The sequence below is a fragment of the Micromonospora sp. NPDC050495 genome, assembly GCF_040655175.1.
Classification (GTDB): domain Bacteria; phylum Actinomycetota; class Actinomycetes; order Mycobacteriales; family Micromonosporaceae; genus Micromonospora.
Window position 1 is genome coordinate 14297 of sequence record NZ_JBFAJK010000005.1, and the last position, 15591, is coordinate 29887.

Genomic DNA, 15591 nt, shown 5'->3' on the forward strand with positions numbered 1-15591 from the left:
GGTGCTCATGCGGCGGCCAGCGCTTCGGCGGCCAGCTCGGCCGCGACCGCGTCGGCGCCGAGGCCGACCAACCAGTCCAGCGGGGCCTCCGGCAGGAACCGGATCATCAGCTCGGTCAGTTCCCGCCGCTGCGCCTCGCCGAGCGTCGGTGCGCCGTCGGCGATCCGGCGCACCGCCTCCCGGTACATCAGCAGGTAGCGCCGCTGCGCGGCGAGCAGGCTCCCGTCGCTCGGCGCACCGTGCCCCGGATAGAGCCGGAGCCCGCCCAGCTCAGCGTCCAGCCGGTCGAGGGCGGCCAGCCAGCGGCCGGTGTGCCCGTCGGCGGTGTAGGCGTGGGTGCCGTCGAAGGCAAGGTCGCCGATGAAGGCCACCCGCCGTTCACCGCCGGCCACCAGCAGGTACGAGTCGGCGTGGCTCTCCGCCGCGCCGACGTCGTGCACCGCGATCCGCAGCCCGCCCAGCTCGGCGGTGCCACCGGCCGGCACCACGTGGTCCGGCACGCGGTACCGGTCCGGCCACTCGTCCCCGTACACGGGCTGCCACTGCGCCCGCTTCGGCTCGGCCACCTCGGCGATCGCCTCGGCCACCGCCGCGGTCGCGTAGACCGGTACGTCGTCGGGCACCACATACGGCAGGCCGTTGAAGTGGTCCGGGTGGGCGTGGGTGACGAACGCGGCCAGCAACGGCTTGCGCAGCGCGGCGAGCCGGGCGGCGAGGGCCCGCGCGTCGGAGACCAGCAGGTTCGCGTCGACGAGCACCACCCCGTCGGCGGTCTCCAGCAGATAGCTGTTGGCGAGGATGCCGCTCTCCGCGGCGGTGTAGGTGTGGATGCGGAACTGCGTCACGGTCGACCATCCGATCGGCGTCGAGGAACTAGCTTGGCGCCGACGCTAGGGCGGCCGGCCGGCACCGACCAGAAGGCACTTTCCGGTGCCCTTGCCGGCGATCCGCCGATCGGGAGGTCCGATGGTTCTCGTCATCCCCGACGTTCTTCAGGAAAGCTGCTCGACCCGCCAGGCGCTGGAACGGTTCGCGGCGAAGTGGCGGGTCCTGCTGATCTACGCGCTGCTGGCCGGGCCGCAGCGGCACGCCCAACTGCGCCGCCGCCTGCCCGGCATCAGCCAGAAGGTGCTCACCGAGACGCTGCGCGGGATGGAGGCCGACGGCCTGGTGCGCCGCCGGGTGGTCAAGGCCAGCGCTCCACAGCACGTCGAGTACGAGCTCACCGACCTCGGGCACACCCTGGAGAAGCCGCTCGCCGCGATCTGCGAGTGGGCGGCGAGCCAGCCGCCAGCCGACGGGGACTAGGGTCGGGGCGTGAGCGTGCACGCGCGCGTTGTCGCCGACGACTTTCCGGCCACCCTGCGCTTCTACACCGACCTGCTCGGCAAGCCGGAGACGGTGGTCCCGGACGTCGAGTACGCCAGCTTCGACCAGGGTGGTGAGACGGTCCTCGCGCTGCTCGGCCGCCGGGCCGCCGAGGCGGTGCTGCCGGTGGGCCGGGGCGACGGCGGGGTGCTGGTCGTGGTCCCCGTACCCGATGTGGACGCCACCATCGCCGCCCTGCCGGCCGGGGTGGTGGTGGCCGAGGCCGCCGACCGGCCCGGCTGGGGTGTGCGGTCGGCCTACCTGCGCGATCCCGAGGACAACCTGGTCGAGGTGCAGACCTGGACGGCCCGCTGAGGCCGCGGGTCCGTCGGGGGCGCTCGCTGGTCAGTGCGGATGGTGGTCGGTCGGCGGCTGGGCCGTCAGCCGGGGCGCCACGTCCTCCGGCAGCTCGGCGCCGCAGAGCGCGCAGACATAATCCTCGTCGCGGACGAGGTTGCGCTCGCCGCAGTCGAGACAGCGCCGGAAGACGACCAGCTCGGTGAAACCCTCCGGGTGATCGACGCCCGCCCGGTCCAGGGCGTCCGCCACCGCCGGCCAGGAGGCGGGACCCGGGCAGTAGCCGGTGGACTGGTTGCTCACCTCGGTCACCACCCAGCCGCCCCGCTCGTCGGCGAAGGCGATCTCCCCCGCGCCGAGCACCTCCGCACCGCCGGCACAGGCGACGTGCTCGCTGCGTCTGGGCGCGAGCCGCAGCGTGCCGGCGGGGTCGACGACGTACGTGAAGGGGTCGTCCCGGTCGCGGGAGTCGGCGGCCGTCAGGTAGGCGTCGAGGTCGACCGGGGACCGGATCGGCCAGCCCTCGGGGGCGTCCGCGACGGACGCCTGCACGTCCGCCGGGCCGACGTAGCGGTACCGGCGCGCCGCCGCTGCCACGACACCGACCCTACGCCGATACGCCAGCCGGAATGGACCCGCTGGGCAACGTCATCGACGCCGGCAAGCAACACAACCGTCAACCAGGGGCTTATACAGATAGAAGCCGGCCAACTACGGCATGCTAGAGCGATGGAGGTCGAAGTTTCCGTGGCGGTCCTGTCCGCTGGCGTTGCGGTCGTCTGTGCGCTCGTGTCGGCGATCGCTACCCACCGGACGACCGTCGCCAGGCTCGAGTTGCAGCAGCAGGCTCAGGAGCGGACGAAGCGAGAAGATGCCGAGGAGTTGTTCGGGCACTATCGAGAGCCTCTGCTGTGGTCGGCCCAGGCACTGCAGTCCCGCGTGTACAACGGAATCAGTCGAGGTTTCCTCACCCGTTACCTCCGATCCAAGGACGACGAGGAGCAGCAGTATGCGAGGGACAACACCGTCTTCGTGCTCGCCGAGTACCTGGGTTGGCTGGAGATCATCCGGCGCGACCAGCGCTTCTGGAACAGGCGGCATCTGGAGAACGTCAACCGGCTGTTCGACGCGGTCGCCCAAACAACACACATTCTCGCAACTGATGCAGTAACCGGTCCCCTCCGACTGTTCCGTGGACAGCAGCGGGCGATTGGGGAGCTCATGCTGGTCCGCAACGAATCACCGCAGGGCGGAGGCTTCGTGGTCATGGGGTACGCCGCATTCTGCAGCAGGTTGGAAGACGATCATCACTTTGCGAAGTGGTTCGACCGGTTACGGAAGGAGGTCGACGTGATCGAATCTGCTGGTTCAGACGGCAACGATCGCCTGATCAGGCTGCAGGAAAGCCTGCTCGACCTGATCGAGCTGCTCTCCCCGGATGGTGTTCCGTTGACGATCACGCAGCAGAAGAGGCTTCCTGCCAGACGGGAGCCACTGCCCGGCTAGTGAGGGCCGCGACTGCCTCCCCGGGGCCATGGACCGACTTGGTGCGAGCCGGTCGTTTCCGGAAGGGCGACGAAGCGGCCGCTACCGATTCCAGCTAATTGCTTGGAACCGCTGCCGTCCGCAGCGAAGGGGCCGGCAGCGCCCTGCCACCGGCCCCTCGCCAGTTCAGCGGTGCCGCTCCCCCACCCGGTAGGTGACCAGGTTGGGGTCGGCCCGCAGCTGCTTCTCGGTGAACTTGATGGTGTCCCAGCCCTTGCCCGAGTAGAGCCGGGTCTGGTCGGCGTACCAGGGTGAGTTCGGGTTGGCCGACTGGGAGTAGGTGAGGATCTGCCGCCCCGACGGCCCGTTGCGGCCCAGCTCGACGGCCATCACGAACGATGAGCCGTGCTGCACCTTCGCGTAGCCGACGCCGGGCTGCAACACCCCGATGATCATGTTGAAGACGCCGGCTTCCGCGCGCCCGCCGTGGATCGGGATGCGCTGCGCGCCGCGCGGCTCGATCTGGATGTCGCCGAGGCGGGCGTCGAGCGGGATGCCGTTCAGCTTGCGGACCGCATTGGCGAGCGCGGTACGTACCCGCGGGTCGTCGACGGCGAGCCGGCTCGGCGTGGTGAGCGGGGCGGCCGGGTCGAACGGGTCGGCGAAACGCAGGCCGCCGGCCAGGGCGAACTCGGTGAACAGGTGCGCGCCGCGGCTGTCGAGGTTGACCTTCAGGTCCCAGCCGCGCAGCGCGGCGCAGGCATCGGTCAGGTCCACGACCGTGCCGTCGGAGGCGGTGGCCGTCGGCTGCGCCTCGCAGACCCGGACCAGGTCGTCGCGGACCAGCTCACCCCCGTACGCCCGGTTGCCGAACGTCACGTCCCACAGCTTGCCGGTGGTGAAGCCCTGGCCGGGCAGCCCGTCGGTGCCGGCGATCCGCTGCCGCACCTGGTGCACGCCGAGCCGGGTCCGCAGGCTGCGCGGCGTCCGCTCGTCGCCGATGATGCGCGCGTACCCCTCCAGCGGTTGGGCCGGGTTGGCCAGCCAGTAGCTGTCGTTGGAGTTGGTCACGTAGTCGCCGCGGACCAGCGCGGGCAGGTTGCCCGGGCCGAGGATGCCGGGCACCGCGGCGTCCGGGTCGCGGCCCAGCTCGCACGCGGAGCGGGAGCCGTCGAGGACGGCCTGGCCGCTGCTGGCGTACAGGGGCTGGAAGGGCGCCGGGATGCAGGCGGCCGCGAGGGAGCCGGTGACCCGGGGCACCACGGAGTGGTCGGCGTAGAGGGCGTTGCCGTCGCGGTCGGCGGCGATGACGTTGACCCAGGGCAGGAACTGCCGCCGGTCCAGCACCTTCCGCAGCTCACCCACCGACGTCGCCCGGCCCATCGCGAGCCAGCCGTCGAGCGCGCGGTTGTTGGCGGCGTTGACGTCGGTGATCGCGTACGCGGCCTGCGCCGTCCAGTCGAAGGTGCCCGGCACCACGACGACCGGGCCGAAGTGGGTGTCGTAGAAGGTCCGGGTGACCGGCCCGCCCGGCGTCTGGACGGTGACCGTGCGGGAGGTCATCTTCCGGGGCTTGCCGTCGTAGAGGTAGCTGGTCGGGTCGCCGGGCACCAGGGCCAGCCGGTGCCAGACGAAGCGGCGCGCGGTGGAGACGGTGTGCGACCAGGCGATCCGTCCGTTGTGGCCGATCTCGACGAGCGGGTCGCCGACCAGGGCCGCGCCCTCCACGTCGTACCGGCCGGGCACCTTGAGGTGCATCCGGTAGAAGCGCTCGCCGCCGTCCCAGGGGAAGTGCGGGTTCGCGAGCAGCATGCCGGCGCCGCTGGCGGTGGCGTCGCGCCCCAGGCCGTACGCGTTGCTGCCCACCCCGGCCGGCGCGCCGTCGCGGGCGGCGACGACGGCTTCGGCCTGCGGGGCGCTCGCGGTTCCGCCGGCGCCGGGCGGCGCGGCCGCGACGATGCCGTCGGCGAGCGCGCCGGAGCTGGCCCGGATCATCCGCGTCCAGTTCGCCCGCCACACGTCCAGCTCGGTGATCGGGCGTACCCAGTCCTTGCCCCTGCACGCCGGGTCGGTGATCTTGTTCTTGGCGGTGCGGAGGTAGGCGTTGTAGCCGGCGACGAAGCCGCGCATCTGGTCCCGTACCTCGGTGGAGGGCGCGTGGATGCCGTCGCGCGGGCCGGTCAGCCAGCGCTCGGCGGCGCGGGCGTCGATGGCCTTCTGGTGGAACAGGTCGCTGGTGACGTTGCCGGTGCTCGCGCCGAACCAGCGGGACCGCTCGGCGCGGACGGTGACCAGTTGCTCGGCGATCAGGCAGACGTTGTCCTCGGCCTGGACGTAGCCGACGCCGTAGCCGAGGCTCGCGAAGTTCTGCGCGGTGATGTGCGGTACGCCGTAGGAGGCGCGCTGGATCAGGGCGGAGTAGCCGTTGCCGTGGGCGACGGCGGTGCCGCCGGTGACGGTGAGGCCGGCGGCGACCAGCCCGACGGCGACCGCTGCCGCCGCGAGTGGGCGCGCCCTCATCGGGCGCTCCGGTGGTGGTGGTGCGGACGGAACATGGACGTCCTCCCCGAGTAGTGACTGTCCAGGTCCGACCGACGCTAGTGGTGAAAGTTGCTCAAGTCACCTGTCGATGATCGCGGTCGCGTACCCGTCCGGGTAGAACTGCCAGTAGTCGCGGTACCGGACCGTGAAGGTGGTGGTGCCGCGGGGCAGCGAGTAGGTGAGGTTGTACCGGCCGCTGGCGTCCAGCTTGCCGCGCCAGAACTCCCGCTCGGCCCCGCCGTTGGTCGACGCGGTGATCCACCAGTAGTTGTCGTCCCCGATCGGCGAGCTCCAGGTCACGGTGAGCTGCGCGGTGCCCTTGTCCTTGCCGGTCCCGACCTGGGCGGTGACGGCCAGGTCGGTGATCGGCGGCTGCGGCGGGTGCGCCGGCCCGAAGGAGTGCAGCAGCTGGGTCTCCTGGTACGGGTCGGTCGAGCTGACCGCCCAGGCCCGGGTGCCGTCCCGGTTGACCAACAGGGTGCCCGCCCAGAGGCTGTCACCGTTACGGAAGTCCACGGCGTACGTCGGCACCGTGCCGCCCTTGCCGTAGAGGTAGACGTCGGCGTCACCGGTGCCGGTCGAGGCGCGGCCGATGGCGACCGTGGAGGCGTCCCCGGACCAGGCGGCGTCCTGCGGGTAGACCCCGCTGGGATAGACGGTGGCGTCGGCGAGGTCCGGCAGCCGGTACGAGTGGTGCTCGTACGGGTAGCCGACCGTCTCCACCACCTCGGTGCCGTCCGGGCTCACGGCGTAGTCGATGAGGTTGCTGCCGGTGTTGTCCCGCCGACCGACGATCCTCGGGCTGTCCCCGGCGACGTCGACGACGTACGTGCTGACCGGCGAGTATCCGGTGTCACCGGCGACGAGGAGGCCGGGCGCGCCGGGGCTGGCGTCGATGATCGGGTGGTAGTTGGGGCCCTCGGTGTAGACCACCGGCGGGGTGCCGGGCGCGGACCAGATCAGCAGACCGCCGGAGCCGAGACCGGCGTCGATGAACCCGCCGACGATCTTGTCGCCGGTCGGTTCGACGGTGTACAGGTGGGCGCCGGGCGGTGCCGGGTAGCTGGCGACGATGGTGAGCGTGTCGGCGTCCAGCGCCACGATCCGGTTGAAGTCCTGCGCCACGTACAGGATCCGCCCGTCGTCGCTGAGGACGAGGTCGGAGATGTCGGCGACGGCCGTTACCCGGTTCAGCAGCCGGCCGTCGAGGTCGGTCACCACCAGCGGCAGCGCGCCGCCGACGCCCTGGGCGAGGTAGAGGCGGCCGCGCGCCTCGTCGAGCTCGATCGCCCGCAGGTCGTCCACCGGCAGTTGGACGCCGACGCTCTTCAGCGGGGCCGTTTCAGCGGCGGCCGGTGCTGCTCTCAACAGCTCCCCGGCACTGAACCCAATTGCCGTGAACATCCCGGACGCCAGCAGTTGACGACGCCGCATGACACCTGCTTCCTACTTGTTGCTCATAGTTGAGCGGTTCGGATAATTCGCTCTCCGCCCGGCGGTGGCTGGGCTGGAGTCCTGGACCGGCAGTCTGGTCCGGTGGCGATCGGTCCTGTCCTGCAGGATCTGCTTCACCTTGTGGTGTGGGGTGTGCAGGGCGATGTCGGGGTCGCCGGCTCGGTGCAGGATGTTGATCGCGGCGTTCACGTCGGCCTGCCACACCACCCCGCACGAGGTGCAGTGAAACCGGTCCCCACTGCGTCGGCCGAACCGAGCGCAGCGGTGACAGGCTTGTGAGGTGTAGGCGGCGTTGACGTGCACGAGCGCAGAACCTCTGCGCTCCGACACGCTTGTCAGGGCCTCGGCGGTGACTCCTTTGGTCCACGCGGCAAGACGCCGGTTGATGTTCTTGCTCGGCGATTTGCGGCCGGTGAAGCGTTTGGTCAAGTCTTCGGCGACCACGGTGCCGGCCTTGTCCACGACCTCGTGCACCGCTGGTGAAAATCTCCGTACGCACCCGCGCCCGATGCCGAGCCGCCTGCCGATCCCGCTTCACCGCGCCGAGATTGTTGACCTTGATCCGGTGTGCTTTCGCGTGGTCGCCGCGCAGGGCAGCGCTGTTCGCGATCGAGCGCAGCCTCGCCTGACGCCGGTTACGTTCCTTCAACCGATCCGACTCACTGGACAACAGCACGCCGAGCCCTGCACCGTGGTGCTGGCCGTCGGAGTCGGTCAGGGCTTCGGTGTAGCCCTTGTCCACGCCGATCGTCGCCTCGCCGCACGGTCGCTGCGACGAGCGTATCTGCGCCGCGTCGATCTGGTAGTGGACCTCGACTCGGGCGCCGCGCAGGATCAGGCGCAGCGTCCCGGTCGGGGCGACGGTCGTGGACAGCGGGATCCTGACCATCTTGCGGGGCTCGAGACCGGGAATCGCCAGCCACAACCGTCCCTGCCCATCGACGGCGGTGTTGTACTTGTCGGCGCGCACCACGATCTGATCGTGCGTGCGGTTGTAGCCACGCTTCCAATGCTTGCGCATCTGCCGGGCCAGGAACGGATTGTCAGCCCATTGGTCGGCCTTCAGCGCGGTGAACATTCGTTTGCGCTCGGCCGGATCGTTGGTGCGTCGGCTGATCGTCCGCCGGACGTCGACCTTGGCCGCCTCCATGTTCGCGGCGATGTCCGCCATGGCGTCGCGGACGGTTTCCTTCCACGCATTCGCCAACACGGCGAACTGCACATGCGTGCCGTCGGCCAGCCACCGGTCCCGAACCTGCCGGTCTGTCAACCCAGACCCGACCCCGGCGATCGAGCCGTAACGCTGCCACACCTCGCTGCGCACCCGGCCCAACCGGCGGGCCTGCTCCACCAAGGCGGCGTACTTGCCCGGATTTAGCCGGGCCGAGTAGGAGATGCGGGTGACCTTCACCGGTCATCCCCCACGGTTAGGTCCGCCCCTTTGAGTTCCTTCTCGTAGCGGCGCAAACCGTACAGGCGGCACGAGAAGGTGTGCACGACGGCCAGGAGATCCTCGACCAACTCCTGCTGCGGGGACAGGGACTCCTGGTTGGCCACGACGATCTCGCAGCCGCCACGCGCCGCCAGATGCTCCAGCAAGTCGAACCCGAACCGGGCCAACCGATCTTTGTGCGCCACTACCAGCGTGGCCACCTCACCCCGGTCGACCTCGTCCATCAACGCCAGGAATTTCTTGCGGCGAAAATCCATCCCGCCGCCGACCTCGCTGGCCCACTCGTCCACAGCCAGACCGCGAGCGAGGCAGAACTGCTGCATCGCCGCCACCTGCGAGGCCAAATCGGCCTTCTGACCCGGCGACGACACCCGGCAGTACACCACAACCTTCCGCCGGACGGCGTCGAAGCCCGGCTGCAGCACCCTGCGCACATCCGAATCGTCGAAACACCGCTGCCCGGACGGCAGACGACGGGCCGTGATCCGGCCCTCCACCTCCCACCGGCGCACGGTGCTCATCGAGCGGCCCACCCGCCTAGCGAACTCGCCGATCCGATAGACGCTGCCCACGACAGTCGATCATGGACAGCTTTAGAAAGGAAAGCAACCACTTGTAGCTGCTCCCCGTGTCGGCCAGCCGCCGTGTTGGCGGCCAACCGAGACCCTAGTCCCGGGCCCGCCGCTGGCGCTGCCGCCCGGCCGGTCGACGCGCCGACGCTGCTCAGGCGAGGCATTGACCGTTCGGCAGAGTGCCGAGCACGCGTCGTTGCCCGCCGCCCCGGCCGCCTGTCGCAAGGTGGCCCACCACGCAACCGCCGCCGGCTCGCACGGCGTAGACGATGGCGTCCCTGGGTGCCGGATCCGTGGGCTGGGCCTGCCGTACGTCGATGTCGGGGTAACCGGCGGCGCTGATCGCTCGCCGGACCCGGTCGGTGGCCTGCTCCGGGCTGTCGGTGGGCGGAAACATCCGTCGGCGGGCCTGCTCCGCCAGGCATTCCTGGGTGACCGGCTCGGCACAGCCGAACGTCATCCGGTCGATCGCCCGGCCGACCGCCTCGGCCGCCGCCTCCGCCTCAGCCCGCTGCTCGACGGTAAGCCTGCGACGAATCCGCTCGTCGTCCACTACCCGCTGGCAGTAGGCGGGGTCGTACCGGCCGGCGGGGCCGAGCCATTCGCAGCGGATGACGGAGGCGGAGGGATCGGGGTGAGCCGGGGTGTGGGAAGCATCCTGCGGGGTCCGAGCCGCGATGGCGGTGGGGGCGATGCCGGGCGCCGGCGGAGGCGAGCCACAGGCGGCCAGCATCAGGGCGGCGAGCACGAGCCCCGCCAGCCGTGGCCGGGCGGAACCGATGGTGGGAGCCGGGGCGCGCACTGGCGCAGCATAAGCCGCACGGCCGTCGCCCACCTGCCGTCCGGCGCGGCGACCACCAGCAGGTCAGATGGTGAGGACGAGCTTTCCTGCCGGGTGCCCGTCCCGGAGGTGCCGGATCGCGTCCGCTGCCTCGGCAAGGGGGTAGGTGCGGTCGACCGCCGGGGTGAGCGCGCCGGACTCGACGAGATCCCGTAGCTCGTCCAGGTCCTCGGCCCGCTCCACGGCGCTCACGCTGCGGAGCCGCTGGCCGGCGAACAGGGACAGCAGCGGCGCCCGGAACATCTGCCGGTCATAGCCGCTGAGCACCGGGCCCTTGGCGTACGCGCCGCCGACCAGCGCCAGCGTCCCGTGCGGGATGAGCGCACGCCGCAGCAGCGACAACGGCCGGTCACCGCCGGTGTCGATGACCACGTCGTACACCGGACCGTCGCGGTCGACCTCCTCGCTCGTGTAGTCGAGGACGTCCACGGCACCGAGGGAGCGGACGAAATCGGCCTTGGCCGGCGCGCAGACCGCGGTCACCGTCGCCCCGTAGGCCGTGGCGATCTGCACGGCCAGGGACCCGACACCGCCCGATGCGCCGATCACCAGCACCCGGTGCCCCGGGCGGACCTCGCCGCTGTCTCGTACGGCGCGTAGCGCCGTCATCCCGGAGACCGGCAGCGCGGCGGCCTGCGTGAACGACACGTTGGCCGGCTTGCGGGCCAGTCGCCGCTGCGGCGCGCTCGCGAACTCGGCGTACGAGCCGCGCAGGCTGGTGCCGTACACCTCGTCGCCCGGCCGGAACCGGGTCACCCGGGCGCCGACCGCGGCCACCACCCCGGCCAGGTCCCGGCCGCGCACCGGCACCCGGGGCCGGCGCAACCCGCTGGCCAGCCGCGCCAGGTAGGGGCGGCCGGCCATGAAGATCCAGACTCCGGGGTCGACCCCGGCCGCGCGGACCTGGACGAGGACATCCTCGTCGCCGATGGCCGGCCGGTCGATGTCGCGGAGCTGGAGCACGTCCGCCGGGCCGTAGGTGTCCTGGACGATGGCCTTCATGGTGCCGCCTCCTCGGGGTACTGGAACACGTCGTCGAGCCGTACGCCGAACACCCGGGCGATCCGGAACGCCATCTCCAGCGAGGGCGAGTAGCGGCCCTGCTCGATGGCGATGACGGTCTGCCGGGTCACGCCGATCCGCTCGGCGAGTTCGGCCTGGGTCATCTCGTCATGCGCGAAGCGCAGTGCGCGGATGGTGTTGGTGACCTGGGTCGGCTTCACCACTGCGGGACACCCGTGCGGTAGACGATCACCTTCGTCAGGGAGCCGACCACCGCCGACAGGACGAAGCACAGGTAGATGACGTTGGCGATCCAGAACCAGTCCCACTCGGCCAACGCCATGAGCATCGCCGACACCGCGCCGATGACCACGAACGCCTGGCCGACATGGTCGCCGAGCCGCCCGATCTCCCGGTCGCGAACGTCCTTGACGCGGGACGCCCGCGGGCTCACCACGCCCATCGCGATCTCGGCCACGATGTTCGCGACGATGGCGCCGCCGACCGTCCACAGCAGAATGCCGGCGTACGGGGTCGCGGGAAGCGGCCCACCGTCGACCCGGCTCAGGACGACCGCCGCGTAGACCGCGTACCCCACGACGCTGACCACCAGCATCGTCCAGGCGCGTTTCTCCTCGTGCGTCATACCGACTCCCGACGTAAAGAATTCTTGACACGTCCAGAGTAAGGCGTCTTTGACACCGTGTCTAGAAACTTTTACATCGGGTGGGTGCGGGAGCCGGCGACGGGGCCGACCCGGTCGCACCGGGGCCGGGGTCCGGGGTCCGGGGTCCGGGGTCCGGGGTCCGGGGCCGGCCCGGTCGCACCGGCCGGGGTCGGGGGCCGGCCAAAATGGCGTTGTCGCCCCGCCGGCCCGCGCCTAGCGTGAGGCGATGACTTCGCGACTCCTCTCGGTGACCTTCGACGCGCGCGATCCGGATCGCGTGGCGCGGTTCTGGGCCGGCATGCTCGGCCGGGAGATCGTCGAGGACGCCGGCGGTGCGCTCCTGCCGGGACCCGAAACCCAGCTCGGTCTCCGGTTCGCCCGCGGCGGCGCGGAGATGGTGCGGCCGAACCGCATGCACCTCCACCTGACCAGCGCCAGCCCTGACGACCAGCAGCAGACGGTGGCGACGGCGCTGCGGCTCGGCGCACGTCACCTCGACGTCGGGCAGCGCCCCGAGGAGGGGCACATCGTCCTGGCCGACCCCGAGGGCTACGAGTTCGACGTGATCGAGCCGGGCAACAACTACCTCGCCGGGTGCGGCTTCCTCGGGGAACTCAGCTGCGACGGCACCCGGGGCGTCGGCCTGTTCTGGAGCGAGGCGCTCGGCTGGCCGCTGGTGTGGGACCAGAACGAGGAGACCGCGATCCAGTCACCGCACGGCGGCACGAAGGTCGCGTGGGGCGGCCCACCCGTGGCCCCGAAGCAGGGGCGGAACCGGCAGCGCTTCGACCTCGCCCCGGCCGGTGGCGACCAGCAGGCGGAGGTCGACCGGCTGCTCTCTCTCGGGGCCAGTCGGCTCGAGGTCGCTGACGACGGCACCGTCGTGCTGGCGGATCCGGACGGCAACGAGTTCTGCCTCCGACGGAACTGACCGGAGCGACGCTACGGCGACTGAGCCGGCCCGTCAGGGAGGCTTCGGCACCTGCCGGTTGAAGCGGGGCTTGAGGGCCAGGACGAGGGCTTCCTTCGTACCCCCGGGGTTGTCGGCGTCGAGCGTTCTCGGACGTCACCTGGTTGGTAGGGCCCCACACGGTCCTGGATGGCCCTCGCGCAGGCCGCAGCGCCGACCGTCGTCGAGCCGGGCGTCGCACCAGACGCGGTGGCGGAGGTGCTGGCTGTCCTCCTCACTGAGGGTGGTCTCGCCGAAGTCGAACGCGGTGACGTGGGCGAGGGAGTCGCGCAGCGCGGCGGCCAGGCCGGTGGCGGCGTCCTGGCTGGTCAGGGTGGTGGGCAGGTGGATGATCCAGTGGGGTGCGGTCATCGCTGCCACCGGCTGTTCGGTGACCAGTCCGGGTCGGTGAAGCGGCAAGCAGTGTGGCGGGACTGCCACTGGCGTAGGGCCTGGCGGATGCGTTCGGCCTCGGTGTTGGCGGTGGTCAGCTCGCGGTGCAGGCGGTCGAGCTCGTCGGCGAGCCGGTTGAGGTAGGCGTGCACCTGCTCGGGGTCGAGGCCACGCCAGCGGGTGTCGAAGGTGGCGACGCGGACCTGATATGCCTGCGGTCGTCCACGCGTTCCGTAGATCATGGCTAAGACATCTCCGGCAACCGGGAACCCGACCCCGCGTGGGCAGCCGCGCCCTGTCCGGCGGACCCGACGACCGCTCCAACCTGGTCATCGTTGAAGCCCGCGGCGCGGAGGGTTGCCCGTCCCCAGCGGGCGAGTCGGCAGGGGTACGGCACCCGCTCGTTGCGGCAGAGCAGGCCGTGCGGCCACGGCTCCGGCGCATGGACGCGTACCGCATGTGCAGCCAGGGCCACGTCCTCGTCGGGGACGGGAGTGAGCACGGGAAAGTCAGCGAGTATGTCGGACATGGGTGATGGCCTCCGCCGTCGTGGTGCGTGAGTGGCGCCGGGGCGGACGGGGACGGCCGCGACCGTAGCGGAAAACGACGCGGCCGGAGCCAGCATCCGCCCCGGGTCATGCGACCAGCCTCGTGTCCCGGCCGAGGAAGAACCACAGCGTGCGAGGGGCCTCAGTGACGCAGAAGTGAGGCGTCTGCGTGCCCGCCACGTAGACGGACTGTTACTAGAGTGGCGGCAGGACGGAGGGAGATCGGGCGTGGCATTGAAGCGACACCGGCTCTGCCAGCGGCGCAAGGCTCTCGGCTACAGCCAGGAGCGCCTGGCCGACCTTCTTGGCGTAGATCGCTCTACGGTGGTCCGCTGGGAGAATGCCGAGACGAATCCCCAGCCGTGGCATCGCACGCGGATCGCCTCCGCGTTGGGAGTTACGCTCGAACAGCTCGATGACATGCTCGTCGACGTGTCGCTGGCAGCACATCGAGGGCGGACCATGGGAGAAGACACTCACCGGCCCGGTTCTGGCGCCGCTCGCCAGGAGCTCACGGACGGCCTCCGGACGTTCCTCACCAGCTACCTGGCGACCTCCGACGGACCGGCCCCATCCCATGCCGAGGTACGGCTGGCCGTCGGTCGAGTGCACAACCTCTACCAGCGCGCGAACTACACGTCCACCTCCCGGCTGCTGCCCGACGTGCTCGGCCGCGCCACTGCGCTCACAACCAAGACCACTGGATTGCACCGCCGTAGAGCCTTTCGGCTGCTCGCTGCCGCTTACATCGCCGCCTCGAAGCTGGCGACCAAGGTAGGCGACGGTGGCACCGCCCTGCTGACCGCCGATCGGGCGGCCACCGCCGCCCGGTTGGCGCACGACCAGGCGTTGACAGCCGTTGCGGCCTATCAGGCGGCATGCGGGCTGTTGCGGCTGCCCGGAAGGGCGGCCGAGGCCGAACAGATCGTGCTGTCCAGCGTCAACCGACTGGGCCCCGCTGAGGACCCCGAGATGCTGTCGGCCCAGGGAGCGCTATTGCTCCTGGCTGCGGTCATGCGTGCGGGAAACGGTGACCGCACGGAAGCCGGCCGATTCATCAGGCGGGCTGACGAACTGGCGGCGGTGCTGGGCTCCGACGGCAATCGGCTGTGGACCGGGTTCGGGCCAACGAACGTTGCCATCCATGCGGTGTCTGTGGCCGTTCAGGCCGGTTACGCCGAGCAGGCGCTCAACATCGGCGCACGCCTCCACACCGCACGGATGCCAGCGGTGCTCGTCGGTCGGCGGGCGCAGGTGCACGTCGACCTGGCGGCAGCAACCCTGCTGTCTTGCGGCGACAGTTCGGTCTCGGTCCTGCACCTGTTGGAAGCCGAGCGGGTCGGTGCCGAGGCGATCTACGTCAACGTGCAGGCACGCTCGCTCGTGCTTGACCTGCTGAACCGGGAACGCCGGACCGTCACGCCCGGGCTACGGGCGCTGGCGGAGCGGGCTGGATTGTCGGCATGACTCAACGCAAGGTGCTCGCTCTCGTGGTCTGTGCCGCTCCTCCGGTATTGCGCATCGGTGAATTGATTGACCTGCTCCTGAAGGACGGCTGGACGGTTTGCGTGACTGCCACGCCGACCGCGGCGAGGTGGGTCGACCGAAGGGAACTAACGCGGCAGACGGGGCACCCGGTGCGGGCGGAGTGGCGGATGCCTGGCGATCCGGAGCCGCATCCACCCCCCGATGTCGTCGCCGTGCTACCGGCCACCTTCAACGTGATGAACAAGTGGGCGCTCGGAATCAATGACACCCCAGCGCTCGGCATCTTGAATGAGGTCCTGGCTGCGGACATCACCGTTTACGCGTATCCGAACGTCAAGGCTGAACTCGCCGCTCATCCCGCGTACGCAGCACACCTTGGGACGCTGACAGCGGCGGGGGTGAAGGTTCATCCGCTGCGCGCGGACATGACGTGGGAAGAGATCGCCAACGAAATCGCCTCACCGACGGCGACGAACGTTTCCGCTGAGCGGTAGCCGCCAGCCGGCCTGCCCGGTTGGGACGAGGGGGCGAT

At 70.6% G+C, this 15591-nt stretch carries 19 protein-coding genes; 7 read left to right on the plus strand and 12 right to left on the minus strand.

Annotation, left to right across the window (positions count from 1 at the left end; all coding sequences use genetic code 11):
* Positions 1-5 precede the first annotated feature (5 nt).
* The gene (locus AB0I11_RS08090) at positions 6-845 is read right to left on the minus strand and encodes an MBL fold metallo-hydrolase (protein WP_357315226.1); all 840 of its coding nucleotides are present in this window, start codon (positions 843-845) and stop codon (positions 6-8) included.
* A gap of 121 nt (positions 846-966) precedes the next feature.
* Between AB0I11_RS08090 and AB0I11_RS08095 the strand changes: the two genes are divergently transcribed.
* Positions 967-1308, plus strand: a complete 342-nt coding sequence (locus AB0I11_RS08095; RefSeq protein WP_357315229.1) for a helix-turn-helix domain-containing protein — start codon at positions 967-969, stop codon at positions 1306-1308.
* Positions 1309-1317: 9 nt separating this feature from the next.
* Positions 1318-1683, plus strand: a complete 366-nt coding sequence (locus tag AB0I11_RS08100; RefSeq protein ID WP_357315232.1) for a VOC family protein — start codon at positions 1318-1320, stop codon at positions 1681-1683.
* A gap of 30 nt (positions 1684-1713) precedes the next feature.
* Here AB0I11_RS08100 and AB0I11_RS08105 read toward each other — a convergent pair whose 3' ends face one another.
* On the minus strand, positions 1714-2262 hold the full coding sequence (locus tag AB0I11_RS08105; RefSeq protein ID WP_357315235.1) for a TFIIB-type zinc ribbon-containing protein: 549 nt from the start codon (positions 2260-2262) through the stop codon (positions 1714-1716).
* Between the two features lie 132 nt (positions 2263-2394).
* Between AB0I11_RS08105 and AB0I11_RS08110 the strand changes: the two genes are divergently transcribed.
* A complete protein-coding gene (locus AB0I11_RS08110; protein ID WP_357315238.1) occupies positions 2395-3171 on the plus strand; it encodes a hypothetical protein in 777 nt (258 codons plus the stop codon).
* 165 nt (positions 3172-3336) lie between these two features.
* Here AB0I11_RS08110 and AB0I11_RS08115 read toward each other — a convergent pair whose 3' ends face one another.
* The 3 genes from AB0I11_RS08115 to AB0I11_RS08125 all read right to left on the minus strand — a co-directional run bounded on the left by AB0I11_RS08115 (position 3337) and on the right by AB0I11_RS08125 (position 7620).
* On the minus strand, positions 3337-5670 hold the full coding sequence (locus AB0I11_RS08115) for an acylase (protein WP_357315240.1): 2334 nt from the start codon (positions 5668-5670) through the stop codon (positions 3337-3339).
* Positions 5671-5769: 99 nt separating this feature from the next.
* Complete coding sequence (locus tag AB0I11_RS08120; protein ID WP_357315243.1) at positions 5770-7125, minus strand: hypothetical protein; 1356 nt, start codon at positions 7123-7125, stop codon at positions 5770-5772.
* Positions 7126-7137: 12 nt separating this feature from the next.
* Positions 7138-7620 carry a transposase gene (locus tag AB0I11_RS08125; protein WP_357315245.1) on the minus strand — a complete coding sequence of 161 codons (483 nt, stop codon included), beginning with the start codon at positions 7618-7620 and terminating at the stop codon, positions 7138-7140.
* 34 nt (positions 7621-7654) lie between these two features.
* On the opposite strand from AB0I11_RS08125, the gene AB0I11_RS08130 reads away from it, so the two are divergent.
* On the plus strand, positions 7655-8524 hold the full coding sequence (locus tag AB0I11_RS08130; protein ID WP_357315248.1) for a hypothetical protein: 870 nt from the start codon (positions 7655-7657) through the stop codon (positions 8522-8524).
* 29 nt (positions 8525-8553) lie between these two features.
* Here AB0I11_RS08130 and AB0I11_RS08135 read toward each other — a convergent pair whose 3' ends face one another.
* The 5 genes from AB0I11_RS08135 to AB0I11_RS08155 form a co-directional block, all read right to left on the minus strand.
* Positions 8554-9171, minus strand: coding sequence for an IS607 family transposase (locus AB0I11_RS08135; RefSeq protein WP_357315251.1), 618 nt, complete (start codon positions 9169-9171; stop codon positions 8554-8556).
* 151 nt (positions 9172-9322) lie between these two features.
* Positions 9323-10006: a hypothetical protein gene (locus tag AB0I11_RS08140; RefSeq protein WP_357315254.1), complete on the minus strand. Its 684-nt coding sequence runs from the start codon at positions 10004-10006 to the stop codon at positions 9323-9325.
* Positions 10007-10036: 30 nt separating this feature from the next.
* Entirely contained in the window at positions 10037-11014 is a 978-nt protein-coding gene (locus AB0I11_RS08145) for an NAD(P)-dependent alcohol dehydrogenase (RefSeq protein ID WP_357315257.1), read from the minus strand.
* Positions 11011-11208 (minus strand): helix-turn-helix transcriptional regulator, encoded by a 198-nt coding sequence (locus AB0I11_RS08150; RefSeq protein WP_255352245.1) that lies wholly within the window; start codon positions 11206-11208, stop codon positions 11011-11013. The genes AB0I11_RS08145 and AB0I11_RS08150 overlap by 4 nt, the downstream gene beginning before the upstream one ends.
* A 23-nt stretch (positions 11209-11231) precedes the next feature.
* Positions 11232-11660, minus strand: coding sequence for a hypothetical protein (locus AB0I11_RS08155; protein WP_357315259.1), 429 nt, complete (start codon positions 11658-11660; stop codon positions 11232-11234).
* Positions 11661-11907: 247 nt separating this feature from the next.
* Between AB0I11_RS08155 and AB0I11_RS08160 the strand changes: the two genes are divergently transcribed.
* Complete coding sequence (locus AB0I11_RS08160) at positions 11908-12612, plus strand: VOC family protein (RefSeq protein WP_357315261.1); 705 nt, start codon at positions 11908-11910, stop codon at positions 12610-12612.
* Positions 12613-12747: 135 nt separating this feature from the next.
* On the opposite strand, the gene AB0I11_RS08165 is transcribed toward AB0I11_RS08160, so the two are convergent.
* On the minus strand, positions 12748-13002 hold the full coding sequence (locus AB0I11_RS08165; RefSeq protein ID WP_357315264.1) for a hypothetical protein: 255 nt from the start codon (positions 13000-13002) through the stop codon (positions 12748-12750).
* Positions 12999-13265 (minus strand): DivIVA domain-containing protein, encoded by a 267-nt coding sequence (locus AB0I11_RS08170; RefSeq protein WP_357315268.1) that lies wholly within the window; start codon positions 13263-13265, stop codon positions 12999-13001. The genes AB0I11_RS08165 and AB0I11_RS08170 overlap by 4 nt, the downstream gene beginning before the upstream one ends.
* A gap of 534 nt (positions 13266-13799) precedes the next feature.
* On the opposite strand from AB0I11_RS08170, the gene AB0I11_RS08175 reads away from it, so the two are divergent.
* Together AB0I11_RS08175 and AB0I11_RS08180 are read left to right on the plus strand one after the other, a co-directional pair.
* Positions 13800-15038: a helix-turn-helix transcriptional regulator gene (locus AB0I11_RS08175; protein ID WP_357315271.1), complete on the plus strand. Its 1239-nt coding sequence runs from the start codon at positions 13800-13802 to the stop codon at positions 15036-15038.
* Positions 15035-15553 carry a flavoprotein gene (locus AB0I11_RS08180; RefSeq protein ID WP_357315274.1) on the plus strand — a complete coding sequence of 173 codons (519 nt, stop codon included), beginning with the start codon at positions 15035-15037 and terminating at the stop codon, positions 15551-15553. Before AB0I11_RS08175 ends, AB0I11_RS08180 begins: the two co-directional genes overlap by 4 nt.
* The last annotated feature ends 38 nt before the right edge of the window (positions 15554-15591 follow it).